This is a genomic window from Labrenzia sp. THAF82 (assembly GCF_009363435.1).
GTDB lineage: Bacteria > Pseudomonadota > Alphaproteobacteria > Rhizobiales > Stappiaceae > Roseibium > Roseibium porphyridii.
Genome location: NZ_CP045354.1, coordinates 3,723,152 through 3,748,367, shown reverse-complemented (window position 1 = coordinate 3,748,367; position 25,216 = coordinate 3,723,152). Strand labels below are relative to the sequence as shown.

Genomic DNA, 25,216 nt, shown 5'->3' with positions numbered 1-25,216 from the left:
GTCAGACCGTATAGTTCAAGCCAAGGCGACCACCGTCGACATAGATTGTCTCCCCGGTGATATAGCTTGCTTTGTCCGATGCGAGGAAAGCGACGGTGTCACCGATTTCACGGGCCGTTCCGACACGGCCAATTGGGGTTCGTGACATGACCTTGGCAAGCGCTTCCGGGTTGGCGTTTACCCCGGCCATCATTTCGGTATCGATTGATCCCGGGCCAACCGCGTTTACTCTGATGCCATGCGGTGCCAGCGAAAGCGCGGCAGCCTTGGTCAATTGCATGACACCGCCCTTTGAAGCGCAATAGGCCGGAATTGCCGGTATGGCGACCTGTGCGTTGATAGACGACATGTTCACAATTGCGCCACGAAGGCCTTTGTCGACCATCGTTTTTGCAGCACGTTGTGTTGCGTAGAATACTCCGACCAGATTTACGTCGATGACCTTGTTGAAGTCCTCAAGAGTGTATTTGAGGAAATCGCCAGGCAGCGCTATCCCTGCGTTGTTGACGAGAACTGAAATCGAGCCCACCTCGGCTTCTATCTTGTCGAACATTGCAGCAATCTGGGACATGTCGCCCATGTTGCAGAGGTAGCCGTGACCACCCAGCTTGGCAGCGGCTTCATGCACGCTTTCCTGGATGTCAGCCAGCACCACCTTGCAACCGTCTTCGGCCAGCGCTTCAGCGCAGGCAAACCCGATACCCTGTGCCGCACCGGTGATAAGGGCGATTTTCTCGCTCATGAATTTTCTCCAGAATATCCGTAGTCTTGCTTGGCCTGTGTTGTAGAGATCATCTCTGCTTCAACGTCGGCCGCAATGTTTGCTTTGTCTCGTTTCGAGGGATCGCCAAAGCCACCACCACCCGGCAAACTGAGGCGCAAACGTTGTCCGTTTCGCACTTGCTGTCGGCCTTTCGACTGCAACTGGGTTCCGTCCGTCAGTTCTACGCGCCCGGAAGCTCCCGGCTGACCGCCTTCGCGTCCTCGCGCTGGATTTTTGACGCGGTCGAACATCGCGTTGAACCAGAAGTCATAACCTTCGCGTGGTTCGATCTCGATAACCTGACCGAGGCCACCCCGGGTTGCACCGGCGCCCCCTGAGTCTTTTCGAAGATCCTTGCGCCAGACCGTGATTGGACCGACATGCTCTGTTGCTTCGACACTCATTGTCGAAACACCAGACGGAAATGCCGTTGCCGACAAGCCATCCACGGTCGGACGGGCGCCGGTGCCGCCGGAATTGAACATCAGGATTTCGGCATTCTCCAAGCCACTTTCAGGATCGCTTGCACGCGCGGAAATCTGAATGTTCCAGAGAGCGGAGGCTCCTTCGGACGGCACAACGCCGGGCATTGCCTGATGCAGCGCTCCCAAAACGACGTCGGGTACGAGATGCCCCAGCACATGCCTTACCGAAACCGGAGCAGGCCGTTTTGCTGCCAAAATGCAACCTTCAGGAGCGGAAATCTCAAATGGCTCCAGTGAGCCGGAATTGTTCGGTACGGCTGGAGCGATCGCACATTTGAGACCATAGCAGGCATAGGCTCTGGTATAGACTTCAGGGACATTGACGCCGAAGGCACTCATGCCGCTAGTGCCGGAGAAATCTGCGGTGAGGCGGTCTCCTTCAACCTTGAGCGTAACCACCATTTCAACCGGATTGTCATACCCGTCGACGGTCATTGTGTGTTGGTAAGTGCCGTCAGGCACTTTCTTGATTGCTTCTTTGGTTGCTTTCCGGCTCGCCTCCATCAGGAAGTCGGACAATCCTTCGAGATGATCTATCCCGAACTCGTCCAGCATCGCCTGTAAGCGTCTGTCACCAGCCTCGTTGCACGCTGCCAGTGAATACATGTCACCAACGGTTTGGTCCGGTGTGCGCACATTTGCTCTTATCAGGGAAATAAGAAGCGGGTTGACCGTGCCCCGCTCTGCAAACTTCGTGATCGGAATGAGAAGACCTTCTTCAAAGACTTCGCCCGCATCGGGGCCGAAGCCGCGCCCACCAATGTCGACCACATGCGCCGTGCAGGCAAAAAAACCGATATGAACACCCTTTCGAAACACCGGTGTAACAACCGTGATGTCGTGAAGATGGCCTGTTCCAAGCCAGGGGTCATTCGTTATGAAAACATCGCCTTCAAAGATGTTTTGCATGCCGATTTCGCGAACGAAATGCGTAACGCTTTCCGCCATGGCGTTTACGTGCCCGGGCGTGCCAGTGACGGCCTGCGCCATCATACGACCGTGCCGGTCGAAAAGCCCGGCTGACAGGTCACCAGCTTCACGCACAGAGGTCGAAAATGCTGTTCTGATAAGCGTGGTTGCCTGTTCTTCGACAACAGCGATCAGGCGGTTCCACATGATCTGATAGTCAATTGCGCTCGGCATTATCTGACATCCTTCCGGATCAACAAAAGACAGCCATCGGATTGACCAACAGCCCTATAGGCCGCGGTAACTATTGTTGAAGTCTCAGCTTCAATGATGACTGCAGGACCTTCCACGACGTGTCCCGTGGTCATTGAACTCCGTTTGACTTCTTTGGCCTCAACATCCTTGCGCAGCGCAGCGTCAAAGATGATCCGCGTCCTGGTGATGTCGGCTTCAACTGAGCTGTCCTGTCGATGAACCGCATCGGGCTCAGGCAGGATGGATTTCACAATCAAGGACCAGTTCGTAATTTCCGGGGCAAGACCGTCGATCGTGCGACCGAAAAGCGTTCGGTAGGCATCTTCGAAAGCGGCGAGGATGGAGGGTTCATCGCCTGTTGCGAACTGTTTGTGCGGCAAGGGGACCGGAATTTCCCACCCTTGTCCCGAATAGCGCATAAAGGCCGTCAGTTTGGTCGTTGTCCGGCCTCCCTGAATTCCGGCCTCAACAAAGTCCCTGGCTTCGGTCTCCATGGCGCTCAGCGCTGCGTTCACAGCGTCCGCATCGAACTCAGACAGCGTTTGAAAAAGGCCACGCGTTGCCTCATAGCTGAACGGTGCACGCAAGAACCCGATGGCGGAACCAACGCCGGCTCCCGGCGGGATTAACAAGGCACTGATACCAAGCTTTTCGCAAAGCCGGCAGGCATGCAGGGGAGCGCCACCCCCAAAGGCAATCATCGTGAAGTGTTCGATGTCACGTCCATTTTCAACCGTATGAACGCGTGCCGCATTGGCCATGTTCTCATCGACCATCTCCGTTACTCCAAAGGCTGCCTCGGCAACAGCGATGCCTTGGGTGCAGGCAACCCGATCAGCGAGCGCATTTTGGGCATTCTCCAATGAAAGTGGAATTGCGCCACCTGCGAAATTGTCGGGATCCAGCCTGCCGAGAACGAGATTTGAATCCGTCACCGTCGGTTCCACGCCACCGCGCTGATAACAGGCGGGGCCGGGTTCGGAAGCAGCCGAACGGGGTCCAACCTGAATACGCCCCATCGTGTCGATGGAAGCGATTGAGCCACCTCCCGCACCGATTTCGACCATTTCCACGACAGGGGTGGATACGGTCATGCCCGAGCCCTTCTTGAAACGATAGGTGCGCGCAACTTCGAAAGTATTCGCCGTTTTCGGGGAGCCGTCTTCGATGAGGCAGATTTTCGCTGTTGTTCCCCCCATGTCGAACGACATGACTTTGTCGATCCCATGGGCACGCGCGAACTCAGCGGCAAAGATGGCACCGCCTGCAGGGCCTGATTCCAAAAGCCTCACCGGTTGCTCTGAGGCAGTCTCGACGGAAATCAGACCTCCGCCCGAATGTAGCATGAAGACAGGCGCATCGATGTTGCTAGCGCGCAATTTTGCAACAAGCCGGTTCAGGTATGCGGATACCTGAGGCTGAACGTAAGCATTCGCAATGACAGTGTTGAAACGAGGCAATTCACGCATCTGTGGTGAAATGACAGATGACAGAGAGATAGAAAGGTCTGGTGCAAGTTCCCTGAGGGCTTCAGCCATCATGGCTTCATGGGAATTGTTGGCATAAGAATGCATGAGACCCACGGCAACAGCCTCATAACCACCGGCAACAATCCTTTCGGCCATGGCCTTGGCCTCCGCGGGATCAAGTGCCAGAAGCACTTCTCCTTGTGGTCCAATACGCTCGTTCAACGTGAACCGATTTTTTCGGGGAACGAGAGGTTTGGGCAGCTCAAGGTTCAGGTCGTATTGCTCGAAACGGTTTTCAGACCGCATCTCGACAACATCTCGGAAGCCTTCGGTTGTTATGAAAGCAGTCTTCGCACCGCGACGTTCGATCAACGCATTGGTGACCAGAGTTGTTCCGTGAATGACCTGACTGATGTCAGAGAGCGCAATGTTTGCCTTTTGCGCGGCAGTTTCAATGCCTTTCAAAATTGCGCGTTCGGGTTCGGCATAGTCGGTCAATACCTTACAGGTGGCCATACCTCCGGCATGGTCGAGAGCAACATCGGTGAACGTACCACCAATGTCCACGCCAACGCGAATGTCGGACATGTTCATACTATTCAGAACCCTTTGATGAATTGATTGGCCGTAAAGGCAATATTGTAAAAGCGCGACATCAGCGGCGCGCTTGTAACCGCAGCAACATCAGTCATTGGAAGGGGCAGGTCTGCCGGGTTCATTCCGGTCAACAACCCTGCAATGCCTTGTCCAAAGATAGTGCCTGTTGTGATCCCGCGGCCGTTGTACCCGATTGGGGTGTAAAGCCCTTCGTCCAACACGTGAATTCTCGGCAGATGATCAGGCGTCATCGCAATCTGGCCATGCCAGGCTTCTTCGAATTTGATGTCGCCAAGATCGGGAAAGAGCCGAGACAACTGCTTTCTTGCCCATCGTTGGGATAGACCGCTGGACTTGTCGCCGATGACTTTGCCCATCGACCCGATGATCAATCGGTCGTCATTGTCTCTTCTGAGCGAGAACATCACGGGAGCTGTGTCCCACAGTCCTTGTCTTTCAGGCAAAATGTGCGACGCGCGCTCTCCCAGCGGCTCGGTTGCCAGCTGGAAGTAGTGGATCATCGTGAAGGTTTGCTTCAAACCGGGCCACAGATCATCTGTATAGGCGTTGGTGCCAAGAACCACGGCCTTGGCGTCCAGTTTTCCTTTGTCGGTCTGTACGCTCCAGGTGCCGTTGGACTTTGCAAGCGAAGTGACCTTCACGCCTGTCGAGATTGTTGCGCCTGCTGCAGTCGCGGCCCGCGCCAGGCCACGGCAGTAGCCCATCGGGTTGACCGTACCTGCACGGTGGTCGACAAGACCGCCGTGAAAGACGCGGGTTCCGATTTTTTCAGAGATCTCTTCGCGGCCGAGCAGATCGACCGGCTCACCCAGCGAATTCCATTCCTTCCATCTGGCTTCCAGGTCGCGAAAACCGGATGGTGCATGAGCAGCGTGAATGGTCCCGTTGCGTGTTGCCTCACACCTAATTTGATATTTTTCGATCAGATCGAAAACCATTGCAGGGCCATCGCCAAACCGCTGCAGAAAGCGTGGGCCATAAGTTGCGCCTAGCTTTTCTCGCACTTGCGTTGGCGGTAGCCAGATCCCGGCATTGACCAGGCCGACATTGCGTCCAGATCCGCCAAAGCCGACATGATTGGCTTCGATAACACAGGCGGAAAGTCCAGCTTCAGCACAATGAAGTGCTGTTGAAAGCCCCGTGAACCCACCACCGACTATGACAACATCGAATGTTTCACCGTCCGGCAGGCGACCTTCCAGGTCACGCTCCTCGGCAGAAACATCCCAAAGGGAAATCGGCATTGTCCGTGTCACAGCAATAGCCTCCTGTTTACGGCGACACAAAAATTTGCGCCTATAGGATTACTTGCAAACAACAATGCCGCGTGTCAATATAAGAAATAAATGTTTTATATACCGGAACAGTGAGTGAGATGAAAAAGCTTTCCAAGAATTCCGCCAGCATGGTCGCTGAGGCTCGGTCCCGCATTGAAGAAGTCGAAATTCAAGACCTGATCAACATGCTGGATGACCCCAATGTCGTGGTGGTCGATATACGAGACGTGCGTGAGCGCCAAAGGTCTGGTTTTATTCCTGGAAGTGTACATGCCCCCCGAGGAATGGTCGAATTCTGGGTCGATCCGGAAAGCCCGTATTTCAAAGAGATTTTCGGCGAGGACAAGAAATTTGTCTTCCATTGTGCGTCCGGTTGGCGGTCAGCACTGACAGTCGCAACGCTTCAGGATATGGGATTTGAAGCATCCCATCTGCGGGAAGGTTTCTCACAATGGGTAAAGCAAGAAGGCCCCGTCGAGATGCCTGAGCCCAAATCCTGATCTGAAATTCGGTTCAGGCTTTTTTCCGCGCGTGAATATGATTTTGACCGGCACAGTGCCGGTCTCGTGTCCATTGGATGGGTCTTGCTAGAACCGGAGATTTCAGACGCGTGTTAGTTTGCGGGAAACGGCCTCGGCAGCGTGCGCAGAAAGAGCGCCAAACCGTTCCTCTCCGTTTTCTGGAAGATTGACGTTTGGAACCGAGATGCCGATTGCAGCGACCGCTTCGCCATCAGGCAGCTTGATTGCCGCCCCGAAACTTAAAATCCGGTCGCGAAATTCTCCGGTATCATAGGCATAGCCGCGCATTCTCGTTGCTTCGATGTCTTCGTCCAGCTGGCTCAAGGTTGTCATCGTTCTGCCGGTAAAGCCGGGCAGTGGCTCGGAAAGCTTTTCGCGCAGTCTTTCATAGTTGGCAGCCAGGATAGCTTTGCCGGTCCCAACGCAATGGATGGGCGCAGATCCGCCAATCGGGTTCCAGGAGCGAATTGGCTTCTTGCTTTCGATCTTGTCGATATAGACGACGTTGAATTGTTCTGGCACAGCGAGATAGATAGTTTCACCGGTTTCATCGGCGAGGTAGGCCATCTCCGGCGCTGCGAGTTCTCTAAGATTGAGACTGTCGACGGTCGAGCGTCCGACTTGCCACATCTTGAGTGTGACCGCATACGCTCCGTCCTCTCTTTGCGTAACGTAGCCGAGCCGTGAAAGCGTCTGCAGCAGTCGAAAAGTGTTCGACTTGGTCAAATCCAGCGAACGAGAGATTTCAGTAACGCCGAGTGCGCTTCGGGTTTCTGCCAGCTTTTCAAGTATCGCCAGGCCTTTGGAAAGTGTGGAATCTACTTTTGCTTCAGTCGCTTTTTTTTCTGACATTTTCACGTTTCGCTGGTCATTTTCGGCACTGTAGCCGACGCATCCGCAAAGGTAAATCGCGGGGGAGTATGGGCTTCAACTTCAGGTGCCTGACCTTCGATCGGCAATATTTCAACATAGGCGGAGTGAGCTGCGGGGCTTTGGGTGAGGGAGGATGTTCTGAGGTCATGGGTAAGGACGTTGGGGTTGCCGTGGCGGTCCCGATGGTGCGGATCTTCAAACTCCGGGTCATACCAGGCACCGGTCCATAGGAAGGCGCAACCAGGACGAATGTCGTCTGTTATTCTGGCCCCCGCAAGGCATCGGCCTCGATCGTTTCGCAGTTCGACAATGTCTCCGTCCTTGATTTTTCGAATTGCAGCGTCTTCCGGATGAAGCAGGACCGGTTCGCGTTCTTTTATTTTTGCCGCAAGGCTGGTCGCGCCATTGTCGAGCTGACTGTGCAGCCGCGTTCCAGGCTGACCTGAAAGCAGCGAAAGCGGATAGCGTTCCGCCAATCCAGTTTCCTTGTCTCTTGGTTCAAACCAACTGGCGTGGCCGGGACAGTCCTGCAAATTCATGTCAGCAATCGTCTCTGAATACAATTCGATCAGACCTGATGGCGTCGGCAGTGCATTGCCGTGTGGGTCTTCGCGAAATTCTGCCAGAAAAACCTGATTGGGCGACGGGTCTGGCAACGTCACAATGTCTCCATTCAAAAAGGTGCTCCAGTCTGGTAGATCAATGCCTTGGTTTGCTGCTGACTGCCTTGTTTCGTCCCAGAGGTGCAACAACCAACCAGTTTCATCCAGACCTTTGGAAAAGTTCTGGTGGTTACCCAGCCGCTTTGAGAGAGCGCAAAAGATCTCGAATTCGGTAAGAGCCTCTCCTGGAGGTGAAACAGCTGCAGGCATCGGAATCAGGGCATTGTCCGATTTGCCTGCACCGAAATCGTTTCTTTCCTGTGGTGCTGCAACAGGCAAAACGATGTCCGCATGCCTAGCAGTCGCGGTCCAGTTCATTTCATTGACGACAATTGTTTCCGGTTTTGAAAAGGCCCTGCGGAGCCTGTTGAGATCCTGGTGATGGTGGAATGGGTTACCACCGGCCCACCAAACCATTTTGATGTCTGGAAATGTCCGCGTCGCCCCAAGGTACTCATATTTCCCGAGTGGGTTGAGCAACATCTCAGATATCATGGCGACAGGGATGCAATCAGACACTGCGGATCTTCCCTGCGGGAGGGCACCGGGTCGAAACGGTCGTTCCATATTGCCGATATTGCCGTTGACGCCATACCCGATTGTAAAGCCTCCACCCGGAAGTCCAATTTGCCCAAGCATCGCTGCAAGCGAAATCGTCATCCACAACGGTTGTTCGCCGTAATCAGCGCGCTGCAAACTTGCAGCACAGGAAATCATGGTCCGTTTCGACGCCATCTCGCGCGCAAGACTGCGCAAACTTTCTGACGGAATGCCTGAGATGCCTTCGGCCCAGGCAGCGGTTTTCGCTACTCCATCCGTTTCTCCAACCAGATAGGCTGCGAACCTGTCGAAACCGGTGGTGTATTTGTCGAGGAAAGCCCTGTCGTGAAGGTCTTCAATCAGAAGCGTGTGGGCAATTCCCATCATGACCGCGACATCTGTTCCTGGAAGCGGAGCGAGCCACTGGGCCGGAATGTCTGACGAAAGGTCACTGCGGATCGGGCTGAAATTCACAAATCGGACGCCTGCGTCTGCACAGGACTTAAGATTTGTTTCGATCCTATGCCGGGAGATGCCGCCATCGCTGACTTGCGTATTGCGTGTGGCCAGGCCGCCGAACAGGACAACGAGGTCGCAATGCTCCGCTACAACGGTCCAACGCGTTGCTTGTGCGACATGTCTGCGATAGTCACCCAGGATGAAGGGCATCAAACCCAATGCTGCATTGTAGCTGTAATTGCCTTCAGAACGGACAAAACCGCCTAGAGTGTTCAGGAAACGTTTCAGCTGGCTTTGTGCATGATGGAAACGGCCTGCACTTGACCAGCCATATGAGCCGGCAAAAATGGCATTGTTGCCATAAGTGCTCTTAACTCGGTTGATCTCGTCTGCCAGCAGGTCAGTCATTTCAGACCAGGACAGTTCGACAAAGGCATCTTCACCGCGTCTTGCGGAGCCTGGACCGTTCTCCAGCCAGCCCTTTCGAACAGCGGGTTTCAGAACACGCGCCCGACCGTTCAGGCTTTGTGCAATGTTGCCGGAAATTTGAGAAGGATTCGGATCGTCGGGATGAGGAAGAACCGAGACAATGCGGCCGTCGGCGACATTAACGTAGCCTGGACCCCAATGATTTGACGTCAATTTCATTTTGTTTCGCTAATCAGAACGAATTTTCCATATATTGACACACTTAATGCCGAGTGTCATCATTTCAACACGTCGCAATTTCTGGAGCCACCCAAAATGACAAAAACTAACCTGGCGGATGCCCTTGTGCATGGCGCTCGGCCGGGCGGACCTGTCGGAAAACAGGTGAATTGGCCGGTCGAACTCGGTTCAACGGTGGTTTTCAGCACGCTCGAGGAATTCGAGACCGCAAAAGAAGCCCGCTTTGAGAACGGCACTCCTTACTACGGCCGATATGGAAATGATGCCACGTTTTCACTTGAGCGCCTGCTGGCCGAGTTGGATGGGGCCCACGGTGCAACATTGACGTCATCGGGTGTCTCGGCGATCACGTCAACACTGCTCGCTCTGGCAAGGCCCGGTGATCATCTGCTGGTGGCGGATAATCTCTATGGCAATACGCGGGCGTTCTGTGACGGCCTTTTGGTGTCTATGAATGTCGACATCGAACCGTTTGACCCAATGGAGTCCATTGGTGAGAAGATCCGGCCCAGCACTTGCGCTGTCATGGCTGAGGCTCCAGGCTCCGGAACATTCGAAGTTTGTGACCTGCCTGAAATCGTGCGTCAGGCCAATGAAAGCGGGGTACCGGTTGTTTTTGACAACACCTGGGGATCGCCGGTTTTCTGTAATCCACTAAACCTCGGCGCAGATGTCGTTGTCTATTCAGGATCAAAACACCTTTGTGGACATTCCGACGCGATGCTTGGTGTTATTGCTGCCACTGAAAAATACCACAGTCGAATACGCCGAACAGTCATGTCGCTCGGAGACAAGCCAGGTGCGCAAGAGGTTTTTCTGGCGCTCAGGGGTCTGAGAACGCTCAAGATGCGCATGGAACATCAAAACAAAGCCGGCATTGATATGGCTTCATGGCTTTCGGACTTGCCGGAAGTAGATCGATTGCTGCACCCGGCGTTTGACAGCTGCCCCGGTCACGAAAACTGGAAAAGAGATTTTTCTGGCGCTGCCGGATTGTTTTCGATCATTTTCAAACCATGTCCGGAAGCCAATTTCCGCGCCTTTGTCGACGCATTGACATGTTTCGGAATAGGCGTGAGCTGGGGGGGATATGAGAGCCTCGTACTCCCAATGACAAGCGAACGCAGCCGCAATCTGGGGCAGGGTCCTCTGCTGCGCTTCAACATTGGATTCGATGATCTGGAGACCCTGAAGGCAGATGTCACTCAGGCTCTAGAATTTCTTCAGGGGTAGTTTCAAAGATGCAAAACAAAATCGACCATATCGCCATTGGGTGCAAAGACCTCGACAGTGGCGCAGAAGCGATGGAGACAATCCTCGGCGTTGCAGTACCACGTGGGGGAAAGCATGCGGCCATGAGTACGCACAACTGCGTCATGCAAGCGGGCAATGAAAGCTTTTTCGAATTGATTTCAATTGACCCTGAAGCACCGGAACCCGGACGCGTTCGCTGGTTCACATTGGACAACCCAGGCACGCAGCGCAGGCTGGACGAACGCCCGCGTGCGCTGACGTGGGTCGTAAACACCAGCGATCTTGATGCTGTCGTCGCAACCAGTCCGGTTGATCTTGGAGAAATTGTCGACTTCGCCCGGGGCGACAGAACCTGGCGCTTAACGGTTCCAAAGGATGGAAGCCTGCCGGGAGAAGGTCTGTTGCCAGCGTTTATCGAATGGTCTCCTGGTCCACATCCATCGACGGGTCAACAAGAGCTCGGCGTTCAGCTTCAAACAATCAGACTGTCACATCCCGAGCCTGAACAATTTGTATCGCTGCTCAAGGCGCTGAATGTTGATCACCTTGCGGAGGTGGTCAAAGGAGAGCCAGGGCTTTCATTCGCTCTGAAAACGCCTAATGGCGCCGTCGTGGTGGACTAGGTTAGTCGCCGGTCTATGGCAGTTGAACTAAAAAGGGCGGGATTTCTCGCCCTTTTTAAAGCCCATTCACGGGAACCTTCAAGAAGGTTCGACCGGTCTCATCCGAAGGCGGCAATTGTCCGGCACGCATGTTGACCTGCAGGGACGGGATGATCAGCTTCGGCATCGCCAACTGTGCGTCCCGTTCTGTCCGGAACTTGACGAACTCATCTTTGCTTTTGCCGCCACCGACATGAATGTTGTGCTCTTTTTCCTCACCGACAGTTGTCTCCCACTGGATCTCACGGCCATTCTGCCCATAGTCGTGGCACATGAAGAGACGCATATCGTCCGGAAGGGCAAGAACCTTCTGAATTGAATCATAAAGCGTTGCCGCATCACCTCCGGGAAAGTCTGCACGAGCGGAGCCACTGTCAGGCATGAACAGCGTATCTCCTGTAAAGGTGGCGTTCCCCATGACGTGAACCATGCAAGCTGGAGTGTGGCCGGGTGTGCACATGACCATGGCGGTCATCTCCCCGATCTTATAGGTGTCTCCATCTTTGAAAAGCATGTCAAACTGACTGCCGTCGCGTTGAAATTCCGTGCCTTCGTTGAAGATCTTGCCGAAGGTCTCCTGGATAACGGTGATCTTTTCCCCAATGCCGAGTTTGCCACCGAGCTGACTTTGAATGTAGGGCGCACCCGAAAGGTGATCGGCATGCACATGGGTCTCAATCAACCACTCCAGCTCAAGTTGGTTGTCGCGGATGTGGGCTATGATCTCATCGGCATGATCATAGGTGATGCGTCCGGCTGCATAATCGATGTCCATGACACTGTCGACCACGGCACAGGCTGAAGACGCTGGGTCCTTGACGACATAACTGATTGTGTTTGTCGCCGGATCAAAAAAGGCTTTCACTTCAGGTTTGACGCTCAAGTCGACCGGGTAATTTGAACCGCTCATTCGTGTCTCCTCATATGCCATTGCGCCGAGTGTGCGGACCGGGACCAACAACTGTCAAATACTTGGCACGCGGAAAAATCAAATTCTGTAAGGACCCGGTTTGCTGTCCACGCTTTCTGCTGTGGGGCGACTAGATCCTAAAATTGGCTGGTCCCAACCAGTTTCAACCACCTGCACATGCCTAGTAATCATGCGCTCATTTCAAATTTTGCTCATTTCCCCGCCAGTTTCGCAGAATTTCGATCAGTTTTTCCGCGAATTGGAGAATTCACTTGACTCATTTTTGAGTGTTCGTAACCTACTAAATGGAACAAGTGTTCCGATATATAAAACAGGGAACAGCTAAAATGGCAACCAGTATTGCAAAAATCGCCTGCGCGGTTGCGTTCGCAGCAGGTGTTGCAGCCCCGGTTACCGCGTTTTCAAAAAGCGCGACAGTGACGGAGATCGAAGAGCGGGGCACGCTCCTTTGTAGTGGTCACAACGGCAGCTACTTCGGGTTTGTGGAGGTGAACGACAAAAACGAATGGAAAGGGCTGGACATTGATATGTGCCGTGCCCTCACGACAGCGATCCTGGGGGATCCGGACAAGGCCCAAATCGTTCCCTTGAGCTGGGCTCAAAGGTTCCCCGCTCTGCAATCCGGCGATGTTGACGTCATCATCAAGGCAACCGGTTGGACCATGGGCCGCGATACAGAGGTCGGTCTGCAGTTCAGCCTGCCGTATTTTTTCGGTGGCACGCAATTCATGGCACACGGCGACCTTGGCATAACCGAGGCGAAGGAACTTGACGGTGGAACAATCTGCGTTGAGGCCGGCACCACGATTGAAAGGCTCGCAGGCAACTATCTGAAAACCATCGGTGTTGACCACACTATGGTGTCGTACGAAAAAGCATCGGAACTGCGCGCAGCTTACCTTGCAAACCGTTGCGACGCCTTTGCCGCCTGGGGCCCATTCCTGGCTGTCCTGCGGGCAACTGAGCTCGAAAAGCCGGATGCCCACATCATCTTGTCAGACCAGCTGTCCAACGAACCGATCGCTGCCGCGATGCGTCAGGGCGACGAGGAATTCGTCGACATGGTCAACTGGATGATTGCTGCACTGCTGATCGCCGAAGAAGAAGGGGTGACTTCCTCAAATGTAGAAGAAATGGCAGCCAATCCACCTAACCCGAAGATCGCACGGCTTTTGGGCGTCGATCCGGGCATGGGCGAACGTCTGGGCATCCGGGATACCTGGGCACGTGAAATGATTGCAGCTACCGGAAACTTCGGGGAAATCTACGACCGTAATCTGGGTGAGGGGTCTCCTTACAAACTTGACCGTGGCCTGAACAACCTCTGGAGCCATGGCGGCGTTCTTTACGCCCCGATCCTTGACTGATCCGTGTTCGCGAGGCGGCAAGGCATTTTTGTCTTGCCGCTTTTCTATTGTGTTGCGGCAAGGAGGATCCGGGAATGGATGCTGCGGCTCTCAAGACCAGGCGGAAACGCCGTGAACTGATATTGCAGACGTTGCTGGTTGTTGTGGTAGCCCTGATCGTCTGGGCTGCGATTTCAACCGCGCAAACGAAACTGGACGAGCTCAACATGACGAGCGGCTTCGGTTTTCTGGAACGGGCAACAGGTTGGGCGTATTCGTTTTCATTGATCGACCGATCTATTGACGACAGTTACTCCAGAACGCTGTTGATCGGCTTCATGAACACATTGTTCCTCGGGCTGATTTGTATTGTGCTTTCCACCATCCTCGGGTTTGCGATCGGCACTGCCAGGGATGCACGCCAACTTGGCCTCAACGCGGTCGCAACCGTCTATATCCAGCTCTTTCGAAACTTGCCGCTGATACTGCAACTCGTGTTTTGGTACGCGGTTTTGATCCACATGCCCGGGCCTCGGCAGGCATATTCACTGGGGGATGCACTGTTTCTCTCAAACAGGGGTCTGATGCTGCCAGCGCTGAATGTTTCGCCGTCAGCAGTACTCGGAATTTTCGCCTGCCTGGTCCTGCTTGGGTTCGTTATCTTTCGACTGAAGAGCCTTCAATTCCTTCACAAGCTTGGCCTTTGGTTGGTTGCCGGTATTGGTCTGACGCTGATCTTGGCTTCCATGTTCGCACCGGCGGATTCCTCAATTTTCTCAATTCCGGCGCAGAAGGGATTGAGGTTTCAGGGCGGCCTGACGGTTTCCATCGAACTTGTTGCCATGATCCTTGCGATCACACTTTACGGTTCTGCCTATATTGCCGAAGTGGTGCGTGGAGGACTTCACGAAGTGCCGAGCGGCCTGACCGAAGCCGGCAAGGCTCTCGGTCTGTCATCTCGTTCCATCTGGTTTCACGTTAAAATGCCGATGGCATTGCGAACAATCATGCCGCCTCTGGGCAACCAGTGGATTTTCATCATGAAGGCGACCACGCTCGGTGTCGCGATTGGTTTCAGCGATCTCTTCTATATCGTGTCAACGTCAATTACCCAGTCCGGACAAACGCTTGAGCTCATGGGATTGTTGATGCTGTCCTTCTTGCTGATCAATTATTCGCTGGCTCAAATCGTCAACTTCATCAATGCGCGCCTTGCGCTGAAAGGGCACTGATATGGCGATCGCGAGCGAAGTCACCGGCACGTCTGACAGATGGGACCAATTGGTCAGAACCTTAAAGAAACGTGCTTTCCGAAGTCCAAGCGACTCGCTAACCAGCGTCTTCATTTTTGGTCTGATGCTTTACATGGCCTGGATGCTGCTGGACTGGGCACTCTTCAGCGCTGTCTGGCGGGCTGAAGACGTTGAACACTGCGCTGAAGCAGGCGGGGCGTGCTGGTCGGTCATTGCCGCGCGACACCGTTTGATACTCTTCGGACTTTATCCTTACGACCTTCATTGGCGTTCGACGCTGGCATGCATAGCAATCGTGGCAACGGTCGTACTGTCTTGCCTGCCTCACTTCTGGAGCACCAGCAAACTGGTTACACTCTGGATTGTTGGTTTTGGAACTTACGTCCTTCTGATGGATGGCAGCCTTCTTGGGCAGGCTCAGGTAACCACCGATCAATGGGGTGGCTTGGCACTCACCCTGTTCATGTTCTCAGCGGTCGTTTTGCTTGGCATGCCGATGGGGCTTTTGTTGGCGCTTGCGAGACGATCACGATTGCCGGCTGTCAAAGGCGCGGCATCGTTGTTGATCGATTTCATTCGCTCGCTGCCTTTGCTGACAACTCTGTTTGCTGCTGCCGTCGTGATACCGCTGCTTCTGCCAGACTGGTTGAATGGCGACAAGATCTGGCGGGTGATCGTCGGTTTTGCGCTGTTTTTCGCGTGTTATCAGGCAGAGGTTTTTCGTGGTGGCTTCCAGGCGATCCCGAAAGGACAGTTTGAGGCAGGCAAAGCGCTTGGACTGACATCGTTTCAGATCCTGTCCCGCATCGTCATGCCGCAGGTTTTCCGCCATGCGTTGCCCTCAACGATCAACATGGTCGTGGTAACGTTCAAGGAGACCGCGATTGTGATCATCATCGGTTTCTTTGATGTCCTGGCATCTGCCAATGCGGCCTTCGGCACCGTCGAATGGGCGCCTTACTATATCGAGGTCTACGCGTTTGTCGGTGCGATCTATTGGATCTTCATCTTCTCGCTCAGCCAATATGGAGAGTATTTGAAGGCACGGATGTCCGTCGCCAAACGCTAGGTCGGCAAAGGACATTCTTCCATTGTCGAATGAAATCTGCAGGGGTCGTACGTTCGATCTCTGCTTTTTTCGTTGTGAAGCGGCCCGAGAAGTGCATTTACGACGGGCGATACCCCGATCTGCATGTGTCTAATTGACGTTTGCCGCTTCGGTCCGCGCATACTCGTGTTTACGCGCGCCGCTTTGTTTGAATTTGACGCGTGCATTGGAGCAGACACGCTGGTTGGCGCGGCAATCATAGTGAGCATCCAGACGCCCCTCGATTCCACATGTTTGAAAGAGACCCATGCACTCGTCGCGCATGTTGCGAAGATCTGTCTGGATAGGCGTCATGGGGAGCCCTGCTGTTTCAAGAAGAGTGACACCAAGAAACTGTAGGTCCAGACGCTCGAAAGACGGTACTGGTGCGGCAAGGTCTGTCTTTAGGGGTCGAACCTGGAAAGAAGTCATGTAGGCACCCGACTCTTTGTTGGCGAGCGGGGCTGGACCTTCCCGGCGACGCCAGAAATCCAAAGTCAGACCAGGCTGGTGATCGCCGAATTCAAGAACGACGGTTGGTTGGCTAAGGGCTTCAACCTGTTCGATGAATTGTCCCAGGTCTTCGCGGCTTATGGCAAGGCGTCTGAAGTACTCATTGATCTCGCTGTCCGGACTAAATGGCTCTCCGGCGACAGTCCGGTCTGGTTCCATTCTGTAGTTCCAAGGTGAATGGGCAGACATGGTCAGAACAAACATAAAGATCGGTCGGTCGTCGTTTTCCCGATGGTCCTTAAGAACGGTGAGCGCTTTGTCATAGTAAAAGGAATCGGATTCTTGCGTCGACGGCGCTTTCATGTCGTGCTGATCGATAAACGTCTCAAATCCAATCGACTCCATAAAACGACCTTCATTGACGAAGGAGTAGTGGAGTGGCGACAGGAAAACCGTGTGGTATCCGCAATCGGAAAGATACTGGACAAGAGACTGCCCGATTCGCCCTTCCAGAATGAAATTTGAGTAGCTGGTCAACCAACCAAGGTCGGTTATCGGCAAGCCGGAAACGAAACCTGCTGTTGTAATCCAGGTCCCACCTGAAAAGGTCTCGACTTTTAGGGGCCGAAGTGTTTCGTCCGGACCGTTGAAGGCTCCTTTCAACTCTTCTGGAATTTTTCCGTCATAAAATATTTCGGGTGGAACGATCGACTCTGACTGAACAACCAGAATGTCGGGCTTCGACACAAATTGTTTGCAAACACCGTGCGTTTCAGCGCTGCTGTCCAAAGCGGCTGTTTCCCGGTCTAGAAGTTCCAGAAGCGGAATTGGGTCTCCCAGGTTTGCCAGATGCTTCATGGATGTGAACACGGAAGTGATGTAGCGAAAGCGCATCAGGTCTTCGACGCCGCTGAAGGTGCGCGGTTGAAATGCGATTGCAAGCGCGACGCACAGGGGAAGCGCAATCAGCGCTCTCCATCTGCTTTTCGAAGAAGGTGTCTCGAACCAACCAAAAACGATAAGTGCTGCCAACGCCCCCAAAAACAACACGATCACGCCGATCACAAGTGGCAGGAAACCATCGAATAGGAATGCCAGTGTGCCGGGATTGAATGCGAAGTAATAGAGATCCACGACATTCGGAGCCACGGACATCCATTTGATTTTGGCGTAGGAGATAAATGCGATCAGTGCCACGACGGCCAAGCCGAAATAGATTGATGTCTTGATCCGCCCGGTCAGCAATACCGAAAAGGCGATGATCGCAAAAGTGATGAAATATGCCATAGGCAGGGTCACGACCATACGTTCTGCCAACGCAACACCTGCCATCCCGAGGAGCAACGTAAGTCCAATAATTCTTCGGTCAAAAAAGAAATCTATTAGCCGTCGCATCTAACCCTCTGCAGGTGATTTTCGTTCTTTTGTTAGCCTGCTAATCGCAACTTAGGAGTTAACTTGAATTGTCAGGTTTTCAATGCCCATTTCAGGCAATTGTTCTCTTAGGGTTAACCGTGTTGTTCGGATCAGGTCGCCTATCACGCGATCCATCTATCAATTGAACTGCTCGTTCGTCTATAAATTAATGTATTAAATTTTCTTAATTAATAAAATGTCGCGTGAAGGAAAACAAAATAATAGTAAAAAATTCGAACGGTAGAAATGTATAACTTGGAGCATCGTAATTATTTTGTTTGTGAACTGCACTTATAGATCGCAAATGCAAAGTAATCGCAACTTGAACGCCACATGGTGGCTCAATTTTTGATTGTCCGGTTTCTCCCGTTAAACATCAAACTCGAGAGGCTAACTGAGAAGTCCCGGTTTCGCGCAGTAAAGTTCACTCGTCGGCAGGTGTTTCTGCCTCCAAATGGAGCAGAGCTTGCAGCTGAGCGAATGACTCTGAAATCGCCTGCATCCATAGCGAGACAAGCCAAGCACCACCTGACCCATGCACAAGTTCGGAAGCTAAAATTGATCTATTTTCAGGAAAAAGGTGGATGGCTCCCCAGGCCGGACTCGAACCAGCGACCCAGCGATTAACAGTCGCTTGCTCTACCAACTGAGCTACTGGGGATCACCACGCTCGGGGCCAGCAACGATGCCCCGTCGGTGGAGATGCGTATATCAAAGGCTTGCTCCGTTTGCCAAGCCCCAAAGGCCTATTTTTTCATCGAGCCGACATTTTTTTGTTGCTCGTGTGGAAAACCTTATATTTTTCAGACAAGTAATCGCTGTAGCCAGCTTTTCATTCTCCAATCTAGGATGGCCTTGCAATGTTCTTTTGGTCCCGTGAAGTCAGCGATGTTCACGAAGGTGGGGACATAAGGTGCCGCGCTGACTGGAATTGATCATTTTGCTGAAGCGATAACACCAGTGCTTGTGCCGTGAACCGGATAAGGTTAGGAAGGATCTGACGGTTCCGGAGAAGGTCAGGCCTGATCCGGATGAAACGGGAATCCGGTGCCGGCTAATTGCCATAAACCGGAGCTGCCCCCGCAACTGTAAGCGGTGAGCGTTTGCGCGAAAACCCACTGGTCGAAGAGACCGGGAAGGGGCGCAAAACGCGCCGAGCCGCAAGCCAGGAGACCGGCCGTCGATCATGCAACCCTTTTGTGCTGTCGGGCGGACGGCTGGGAGACTGGATTGACGCACAAAGATACTTCCCGGGCCACCCTTGTCCTTGGCGGAGCACGCTCTGGAAAAAGCCGATTTGCCGAGCATATTGTGGCAGGCGCGGGCCTGGACAAGATTTATGTCGCGACAGGCGCGGCGTTCGACGCCGAGATGGAAAGCCGGATCGATGCTCATCGTAATCAGCGCGGACCATCTTGGAAAACGATCGAAGAACAGACTGACCTGTCCTCCGTGCTTCAAAGAGAATGCCTCCCGAACACAGTCGTCCTTGTGGATTGCCTGACGCTTTGGCTTTCCAATCTTTATTTTGCTGAAAAAGACGTCGTCGCCGAAACCGCACATTTGTGCGAGGTCGTTGCGTCGCTGCAAGGACCGTGCGTCTTTGTCTCAAATGAAGTCGGCATGGGAATCGTGCCGGAGAACCGACTTTCCAGGTCGTTTCGAGATGCACAAGGCCGTCTCAATCAGGATATGGCGAAAGTCTGTGAAACAGTCGTTTTCGTAGCGGCTGGTTTGCCAATGATATTGAAACCTAACTCTCAACCGGACATCAAACTATGACCGCCTCCTTTGGAACTCCGGGCACAAAAATCCCGGCTACAATCGTCACCGGGTTTCTGGGTGCCGGGAAAACCACGCTTATTCGCAATCTGTTGCAAAATGCTGGCGGCAAGCGAATCGCTCTGATTGTCAATGAGTTTGGCGACATGGGCTTTGATGGGTCGTTGGTGAATGGCTGCGCGGACCCCGATTGTGAGGCTGAAGAAGTGGTCGAGCTGACCAATGGATGTATTTGCTGCACAGTTGCAGACGATTTCCTCCCAACGATGGAAATGTTGCTTGCGCGCGAGACGCCGCCCGAACATATCGTCATCGAGACTTCTGGTCTGGCGTTGCCTCAACCGCTCGTACGGGCGTTTTCCTGGCCAAGTGTGAAGCCAAAGGTGACTGTCGACGGTGTTGTCACCGTGCTTGATGCCGCGGCCTTGGCAGAAGGACGGATTGCGCTGGATGAAGACGCTCTGGAAGCGCAGCGCGCGGCTGATGAGGCCCTCGATCATGAAAGCCCGGTCGAAGAACTCTTTCATGATCAGCTACGTTGCGCGGATCTGGTCGTGCTCAACAAAGCCGACCTCGTTTCTGAAACTGCCTTGGACAGCGTGCATGGTCGAATTGCCAAAGATGTGCGTTCGGCGGTTCACATTGTATCGTCGGAAAAAGGTACTCTTCCGATTGAAGTGCTGCTCGGCCGTGGATCTGCAGCAGAAGATGACATGTCCGGACGACACGAGCATCACCACCATCACCACGACCATGCCCATGACCACGAAGATGGGGACCACCATCATCATGATCATCACCACCATGATGATTTCGAAAGCCATGTCCTCCCGGTTTCCGCATTCGCCAGTTTGAAGCAAGCCGAGGACAAAGTCCTGGAAGCAATGTCGTTGAAGGGTGTACTCAGGATCAAAGGTGCCGTCGAAATTGATGGAAAAGCAGCACCTGCCATGGTGCAAGCCGTTGGGCCAAGGGTTGAGACCTGGTTTGCTGCGGGTGCAGAAAGTTCAGGCCGTCTGGTTGTGATTGGTCTGAAGGGACTGGATCTTGATGCTGTCAGATCTGTTCTCGGTGGTTTGAAGGCCGCCGCCTAAAGGCCAGGAAAGCACAGGCACAGCCAAAAGACATGCATATCTTAGCCAGCCAGACACGCCGGATTGACGACGGTGGAGACGCAGTCGACCTTGGTCAGTCTCCAGCCGATATACTCTTTCTCTCCGCAGCAGATACGGAATTGGGCAGCTTTGCAGCTGCCCACGCAATGCTAGGGACGGACAGGGCAACCTTGCGGCTGGCGAATCTGATGGCGCTGTCGCATCCCTACTCGGTTGATCTTTATGCCGAGCAAACAGTCCGCGACGCGCGCCTTGTTGTCTTGAGAGTCCTGGGTGGTGTCGAATATTGGCGCTATGGTCTTGAAAGGTTTGAAGAAGAAATACGCGCGAGCGGCATTGAACTGATTGTTGTTCCCGGTGACGACAAATGGGATGCCGATCTCAGTGGGCGGTCAACAAGGCCTGTTGAAGACGTTCATCGGTTTTGGCGGTATTGTGTTGAGGGCGGATCTGAAAACTATGCCAATGCTCTGCGCTTTTGTGCATTCCTGATCGGAGATTCTGAAGAACCCGCCCAGCCAGTTCCTCTTCCGCGTGCCGGTCTTTATCTTCCCGGACACGCATCCCCGGATCTGAGCACCTTGAAGTCGACCTGGCATGATCAGGCCAGGCCGCTGGCTGCCATCACCTTCTACCGCGCACTTGTACAAGGTGCCCAGACTGCTCCGGTCGACGCCCTGGTTGATGCCCTGGACAAAGCAGGCGTCAACGCGATGCCGGTTTTTGTTTCGAGCCTGAAGGAAGCAGAATCCGTTGCCGTGCTGGAGAGCCTCTTCGCCGACGCGCGACCGGACGTCGTTCTGAACGGCACAGCATTCGCCGTTTCGAAGGCAGGGGCGCCGCATCAGCCCACGCCATTGGATCGACCGGGCAAGCCCGTATTGCAGGTCGTCTTTTCGTCTTCCTCAAAGGAGGGATGGGAAGAAAGCGATCAAGGTCTTTCCATTCGTGACCTCGCCATGCATGTGGTGTTGCCGGAAATAGACGGGCGTATCTTGAGCCGAGCCGTGTCGTTCAAGGAAGAGGGCGTTTTCGACGAGGCGACGCAATCAACACCCGTCAAATTCACACCCGTGCCTGATCGAATCACCTTTGTTGCGGACTTGGCGGCAAATTGGGCGAAGCTTGGCAAAAAGCCTAAGGCAGAGAAAAAGACCGCACTGATCCTGGCAAATTACCCCAACAAGGACGGTCGTCTTGCCAATGGAGTTGGCCTGGACACACCCGCATCCTGTGTCAAAGTTCTGGAAGCATTGAACAATGCCGGATTTGATACCGGCGAAGCCCCAAAAAGTTCCGCTGCCCTGATGGAGACACTGACAAGTGGGGTCACCAATTCTCTTGATAAACGTTCTGACAAAATGGCGTTTCAGGAAATTGACCTGAACGACTACCAATCGGCCTTTGCGCGGCTGTCTGATGATGTGAGGCGTTCAGTTCTTGAGCGTTGGGGACAACCTGAAGACGACCCACACGTAGCAGACGGCAAATTCCGCTTGGGTCTACACAGGTTTGGCAATCAGGTTGTCGGTATTCAACCGGCGCGTGGTTACAACATTGATCCAAAGGAAACGTATCACGATCCGGACCTTGTACCGCCGCATAACTATTTCGCCTTCTATTTCTGGCTGCGATGTTCCTTTGGCGTGGATGCTGTCATTCATCTGGGCAAACATGGAAATCTGGAATGGTTGCCCGGAAAGGCGCTAGCTCTTTCGGCAAACTGCTTTCCCGAAGCAGTGCTTGGGCCGGTGCCAAACATCTATCCATTCATTGTCAACGATCCGGGTGAGGGGGCGCAGGCAAAAAGACGGGCATCTGCCGTCATTGTCGATCATTTGACGCCAGCTTTGACGCGGGCTGAAAGCCACGGCGTTGCGGAAGAGATGGAGACACTCCTGGATGAGTATTATCTCGCCAGCGGCGTGGATCCGCGCCGCTTGAAAGCACTGACCGGCGACATTCTGGATGCCGCAGCACGTCATGGGCTCGACAAGGATATCGGCCTTTCTGACGAAATGGACGAGGAAACGCGTTTGGCGCGTTTGGACGCGCATTTGTGCGACTTAAAGGAGCTGCAGATCCGAGACGGACTTCATATTCTTGGAGTAAGCCCGGACGGAGAACAGTTGACCGATCTCCTGGCAGCACTTGCAAGAGTGCCACGCGGGGCCAGCCCTGCAGACGAGAGCCTTCAGAGAGCCATCGCAAAAGACCTTGGGTTTGGCGACTTTGATCCCCTCGACTGCGACTTTTCCGAGGCCTGGACCAACTTTAGGCCCAAACTGCTTCAAGATGTGCTTGCCTCCGCCTGGCGTTCCAACGGTGACACTGTCGAGCGAATTGAGGTGCTAGCCCAGCGACTGATATCCGGCAATTCGGATGCGCCAGAAGACTGGATATCGACGAACGCGGCTCTTCGTGAGGTCAATGAAACCCTTCGGCCTTCGGTTTGCGGGTCTGGGAATGCCGAAATCGCCGCGGTGTTAACGTCGCTCTCTGGAGGGTTCGTAGAGCCAGGGCCGTCTGGTGCACCTTCGAGAGGCCGGCCGGACGTTCTGCCGACAGGCAAGAATTTCTACTCCGTCGATGTTCGGGCCGTTCCAACCGAAACTGCCTGGCGGCTTGGTCAGAAGTCCGCTCAGTTGATTGCGGAACGCTATTTTCAGGAGGAGGGCGAGTGGCCCTCATCCCTGGTGTTGACTTGTTGGGGCACTGCGAACATGCGCACCGGAGGAGACGATATCGCGCAGGCATTGGCTCTGATTGGAGCAAAACCCGTTTGGGAGACCGGCTCGGGTCGCGTTACGGGATTTGAAATTCTCAAACTGTCAGAACTCGGGCGTCCACGTATCGATGTGACATTGAGAGTTTCAGGCTTCTTTAGAGACGCATTTCCGCACCAAATGGATCTGTTCGACAGCGCGGTTAGAGCGGTTGGTGCACTCAATGAACCAGAGGTCGCAAACCCCGTCGCTTCGCGTATGAAAGATGAGACGAGACGCCTCGTTGAAGACGGTCTGGACGAGAATACGGCGGCTCAACGAGCGGGCTTCAGAGTGTTCGGGTCCAAACCAGGGGCTTATGGTGCAGGTCTTCAAGCGCTTATTGATGAGGGCATTTGGCAGAAACGAGCAGATTTTGCAGACGTGTTTCTGAGCTGGGGCGGATATGCTTATGGCGGCGGCGCCGAAGGGACAGGCGCGCGCCCAGATTTGGAAAAGCGCCTGCGGTCCGTTGATGCCGTTCTTCACAATCAGGACAACCGGGAGCATGATCTGCTCGACAGCGATGACTATTACCAGTTCGAAGGTGGGCTGGCCGCGACGGTTGAAACGCTGTCTGAAAAAGACCCCAAGATTTATCACAATGATCATTCCCGGCCCGAACGTCCGGTGGTTCGTTCATTGACGGAAGAGTTGGGCCGTGTCGTCCGGGCCCGTGCCGCAAACCCGAAATGGATTCGTGGTGTCATGCGCCACGGTTACAAAGGGGCATTTGAGATGGTTGCCACGCTCGATTATCTCTTCGCGTTCGCAGCCACAACACATGCTGTTGGGGACCATCACTTTGATCAGCTTTACGACGCATACCTGGATGATGAAACCGTTCGAGATTTCCTTAAAGATGCCAATCCTGCAGGTTTCAATGAAATGCTCGACCGATTTCAGGACGCAATTGAGCGCGGCCTCTGGACGCCGCGTCGCAATTCGACCCATTCTGCCTTGAGTGACATGAAATCCAATCTCGTGGAGACACCAGCACCGTGACCGAAGAAAACGACAAGCCAGGGTTGACCGAAGAAGAACTGAATGCCCGTCACGCCGAGAAGATGCGCAAGAAGAAGGCGGCGCGCGACAAGATCATGGCGACCAAGACCATCGAAAAAGGTCTTCTGATTGTGCATACCGGCAAGGGAAAGGGAAAATCGACCGCCGGTTTCGGTATGGTTTTTCGCTCTCTCGGTCATGGCCACAAAGTTGGCGTTGTGCAGTTTGTCAAAGGCCGTATCGAAACTGGCGAGCGTGCAGCACTCGAACGATTTTCAGATCTGGTGACCATAAAGCGCATGGGCGAAGGTTTTACCTGGGAGACACAGGACAGACAGCGCGACATAGACGCCGCCCAACAAGCCTGGGATGCGGCGAAAGAGATGATTACATCCGGTGATTATCGGCTGATCCTTTGCGACGAACTCAACATCGTTTTGCGCTACGACTATCTCGACATTGCTGAAGTGGTCGACTTTCTGAAGAACGAGAAGCCCGATGATGTGCACGTTGTCATCACAGGCCGAAATGCCAAAGACGAACTGATTGAGATTGCCGATCTTGTGACCGAGATGACGCAAATCAAGCACCCGTTCCGATCAGGCGTTAAGCCACAAGAGGGTATAGAGTTCTAAAGGTGAGTTCCG

Annotated in this window: 18 protein-coding genes, 1 tRNA gene and 1 riboswitch; of the genes, 10 read left to right on the top strand and 9 right to left on the bottom strand. The window is 53.8% G+C overall.

Going from position 1 to position 25,216, the window contains the following annotated elements:
* Window position 1: 1 nt before the first annotated feature.
* From FIV00_RS17300 to FIV00_RS17285, 4 genes are read right to left on the bottom strand one after another with little or no spacing between them, the layout of a single operon-like run.
* Window positions 2-742 carry an SDR family NAD(P)-dependent oxidoreductase gene (locus FIV00_RS17300; protein WP_152501914.1) on the bottom strand — a complete coding sequence of 247 codons (741 nt, stop codon included), beginning with the start codon at window positions 740-742 and terminating at the stop codon, window positions 2-4.
* Window positions 739-2,391 carry a hydantoinase B/oxoprolinase family protein gene (locus FIV00_RS17295; protein WP_152501913.1) on the bottom strand — a complete coding sequence of 551 codons (1,653 nt, stop codon included), beginning with the start codon at window positions 2,389-2,391 and terminating at the stop codon, window positions 739-741. The genes FIV00_RS17300 and FIV00_RS17295 overlap by 4 nt, the downstream gene beginning before the upstream one ends.
* Window positions 2,391-4,475 carry a hydantoinase/oxoprolinase family protein gene (locus FIV00_RS17290; RefSeq protein WP_152501912.1) on the bottom strand — a complete coding sequence of 695 codons (2,085 nt, stop codon included), beginning with the start codon at window positions 4,473-4,475 and terminating at the stop codon, window positions 2,391-2,393. The genes FIV00_RS17295 and FIV00_RS17290 overlap by 1 nt, the downstream gene beginning before the upstream one ends.
* A 5-nt stretch (window positions 4,476-4,480) precedes the next feature.
* On the bottom strand, window positions 4,481-5,755 hold the full coding sequence (locus tag FIV00_RS17285) for an FAD-binding oxidoreductase (protein WP_247649249.1): 1,275 nt from the start codon (window positions 5,753-5,755) through the stop codon (window positions 4,481-4,483).
* A 119-nt stretch (window positions 5,756-5,874) separates the two neighbouring features.
* On the opposite strand from FIV00_RS17285, the gene FIV00_RS17280 reads away from it, so the two are divergent.
* Window positions 5,875-6,276 carry a rhodanese-like domain-containing protein gene (locus FIV00_RS17280; protein WP_152501911.1) on the top strand — a complete coding sequence of 134 codons (402 nt, stop codon included), beginning with the start codon at window positions 5,875-5,877 and terminating at the stop codon, window positions 6,274-6,276.
* A 102-nt stretch (window positions 6,277-6,378) separates the two neighbouring features.
* Here FIV00_RS17280 and FIV00_RS17275 read toward each other — a convergent pair whose 3' ends face one another.
* Entirely contained in the window at window positions 6,379-7,149 is a 771-nt protein-coding gene (locus FIV00_RS17275; protein ID WP_152501910.1) for an IclR family transcriptional regulator, read from the bottom strand.
* Between the two features lie 2 nt (window positions 7,150-7,151).
* Window positions 7,152-9,479 carry a molybdopterin-dependent oxidoreductase gene (locus FIV00_RS17270; protein WP_152501909.1) on the bottom strand — a complete coding sequence of 776 codons (2,328 nt, stop codon included), beginning with the start codon at window positions 9,477-9,479 and terminating at the stop codon, window positions 7,152-7,154.
* 96 nt (window positions 9,480-9,575) lie between these two features.
* Here FIV00_RS17270 and FIV00_RS17265 point away from each other — a divergent pair, with 96 nt between their 5' ends.
* Window positions 9,576-10,733: a PLP-dependent aspartate aminotransferase family protein gene (locus FIV00_RS17265; RefSeq protein ID WP_152501908.1), complete on the top strand. Its 1,158-nt coding sequence runs from the start codon at window positions 9,576-9,578 to the stop codon at window positions 10,731-10,733.
* Window positions 10,734-10,741: 8 nt separating this feature from the next.
* Window positions 10,742-11,377 carry a VOC family protein gene (locus FIV00_RS17260; RefSeq protein WP_152501907.1) on the top strand — a complete coding sequence of 212 codons (636 nt, stop codon included), beginning with the start codon at window positions 10,742-10,744 and terminating at the stop codon, window positions 11,375-11,377.
* 55 nt (window positions 11,378-11,432) lie between these two features.
* Here FIV00_RS17260 and FIV00_RS17255 read toward each other — a convergent pair whose 3' ends face one another.
* Window positions 11,433-12,326, bottom strand: coding sequence for an MBL fold metallo-hydrolase (locus FIV00_RS17255; RefSeq protein WP_152501906.1), 894 nt, complete (start codon window positions 12,324-12,326; stop codon window positions 11,433-11,435).
* A gap of 347 nt (window positions 12,327-12,673) precedes the next feature.
* Here FIV00_RS17255 and FIV00_RS17250 point away from each other — a divergent pair, with 347 nt between their 5' ends.
* The 3 genes from FIV00_RS17250 (at window position 12,674) to FIV00_RS17240 (ending at window position 16,015) form a co-directional block, all read left to right on the top strand.
* Window positions 12,674-13,714, top strand: coding sequence for an amino acid ABC transporter substrate-binding protein (locus FIV00_RS17250; protein ID WP_152501905.1), 1,041 nt, complete (start codon window positions 12,674-12,676; stop codon window positions 13,712-13,714).
* Window positions 13,715-13,788: 74 nt separating this feature from the next.
* Window positions 13,789-14,925, top strand: coding sequence for an ABC transporter permease subunit (locus tag FIV00_RS17245; RefSeq protein WP_152501904.1), 1,137 nt, complete (start codon window positions 13,789-13,791; stop codon window positions 14,923-14,925).
* A gap of 1 nt (window position 14,926) precedes the next feature.
* Entirely contained in the window at window positions 14,927-16,015 is a 1,089-nt protein-coding gene (locus FIV00_RS17240; protein WP_152501903.1) for an amino acid ABC transporter permease, read from the top strand.
* 129 nt (window positions 16,016-16,144) lie between these two features.
* Here FIV00_RS17240 and FIV00_RS17235 read toward each other — a convergent pair whose 3' ends face one another.
* Both FIV00_RS17235 and FIV00_RS17230 read right to left on the bottom strand, forming a co-directional pair.
* Window positions 16,145-17,881, bottom strand: a complete 1,737-nt coding sequence (locus FIV00_RS17235) for a sulfatase-like hydrolase/transferase (protein WP_152501902.1) — start codon at window positions 17,879-17,881, stop codon at window positions 16,145-16,147.
* A 606-nt stretch (window positions 17,882-18,487) separates the two neighbouring features.
* Window positions 18,488-18,563 (bottom strand) — tRNA-Asn (locus FIV00_RS17230).
* Between the two features lie 323 nt (window positions 18,564-18,886).
* Window positions 18,887-19,099, top strand: a riboswitch (cobalamin riboswitch).
* Window positions 19,100-19,132: 33 nt separating this feature from the next.
* On the opposite strand from FIV00_RS17230, the gene cobU reads away from it, so the two are divergent.
* Genes cobU through cobO form a run of 4 tightly spaced genes read left to right on the top strand, consistent with a single transcriptional unit; the run spans window position 19,133 to window position 25,204 of the window.
* Window positions 19,133-19,684, top strand: a complete 552-nt coding sequence (cobU, locus tag FIV00_RS17225) for a bifunctional adenosylcobinamide kinase/adenosylcobinamide-phosphate guanylyltransferase (RefSeq protein ID WP_152501901.1) — start codon at window positions 19,133-19,135, stop codon at window positions 19,682-19,684.
* Complete coding sequence (gene cobW, locus FIV00_RS17220; RefSeq protein WP_152501900.1) at window positions 19,681-20,778, top strand: cobalamin biosynthesis protein CobW; 1,098 nt, start codon at window positions 19,681-19,683, stop codon at window positions 20,776-20,778. Before cobU ends, cobW begins: the two co-directional genes overlap by 4 nt.
* A gap of 32 nt (window positions 20,779-20,810) precedes the next feature.
* On the top strand, window positions 20,811-24,569 hold the full coding sequence (cobN, locus tag FIV00_RS17215; protein ID WP_152501899.1) for a cobaltochelatase subunit CobN: 3,759 nt from the start codon (window positions 20,811-20,813) through the stop codon (window positions 24,567-24,569).
* Window positions 24,566-25,204 (top strand): cob(I)yrinic acid a,c-diamide adenosyltransferase, encoded by a 639-nt coding sequence (gene cobO / locus FIV00_RS17210; protein ID WP_152501898.1) that lies wholly within the window; start codon window positions 24,566-24,568, stop codon window positions 25,202-25,204. Before cobN ends, cobO begins: the two co-directional genes overlap by 4 nt.
* The last annotated feature ends 12 nt before the right edge of the window (window positions 25,205-25,216 follow it).

Excerpts from the sequence above, each read along its gene's own strand:
- FIV00_RS17300 (WP_152501914.1), bottom strand. The coding sequence starts at position 742 with ATGAGCGAGAAAATCGCCCTTATCACCGGTGCGGCACAGGGTATCGGG.
- FIV00_RS17255 (WP_152501906.1), bottom strand. The coding sequence starts at position 12,326 with ATGAGCGGTTCAAATTACCCGGTCGACTTGAGCGTCAAACCTGAAGTG.
- FIV00_RS17290 (WP_152501912.1), bottom strand. The coding sequence starts at position 4,475 with ATGAACATGTCCGACATTCGCGTTGGCGTGGACATTGGTGGTACGTTC.
- FIV00_RS17275 (WP_152501910.1), bottom strand. The coding sequence starts at position 7,149 with ATGTCAGAAAAAAAAGCGACTGAAGCAAAAGTAGATTCCACACTTTCC.
- FIV00_RS17265 (WP_152501908.1), top strand. The coding sequence starts at position 9,576 with ATGACAAAAACTAACCTGGCGGATGCCCTTGTGCATGGCGCTCGGCCG.
- FIV00_RS17260 (WP_152501907.1), top strand. The coding sequence starts at position 10,742 with ATGCAAAACAAAATCGACCATATCGCCATTGGGTGCAAAGACCTCGAC.
- cobW (WP_152501900.1), top strand. The coding sequence starts at position 19,681 with ATGACCGCCTCCTTTGGAACTCCGGGCACAAAAATCCCGGCTACAATC.
- FIV00_RS17235 (WP_152501902.1), bottom strand. The coding sequence starts at position 17,881 with ATGCGACGGCTAATAGATTTCTTTTTTGACCGAAGAATTATTGGACTT.
- FIV00_RS17280 (WP_152501911.1), top strand. The coding sequence starts at position 5,875 with ATGAAAAAGCTTTCCAAGAATTCCGCCAGCATGGTCGCTGAGGCTCGG.
- FIV00_RS17295 (WP_152501913.1), bottom strand. The coding sequence starts at position 2,391 with ATGCCGAGCGCAATTGACTATCAGATCATGTGGAACCGCCTGATCGCT.
- FIV00_RS17270 (WP_152501909.1), bottom strand. The coding sequence starts at position 9,479 with ATGAAATTGACGTCAAATCATTGGGGTCCAGGCTACGTTAATGTCGCC.
- FIV00_RS17245 (WP_152501904.1), top strand. The coding sequence starts at position 13,789 with ATGGATGCTGCGGCTCTCAAGACCAGGCGGAAACGCCGTGAACTGATA.
- FIV00_RS17250 (WP_152501905.1), top strand. The coding sequence starts at position 12,674 with ATGGCAACCAGTATTGCAAAAATCGCCTGCGCGGTTGCGTTCGCAGCA.
- cobN (WP_152501899.1), top strand. The coding sequence starts at position 20,811 with ATGCATATCTTAGCCAGCCAGACACGCCGGATTGACGACGGTGGAGAC.
- FIV00_RS17240 (WP_152501903.1), top strand. The coding sequence starts at position 14,927 with ATGGCGATCGCGAGCGAAGTCACCGGCACGTCTGACAGATGGGACCAA.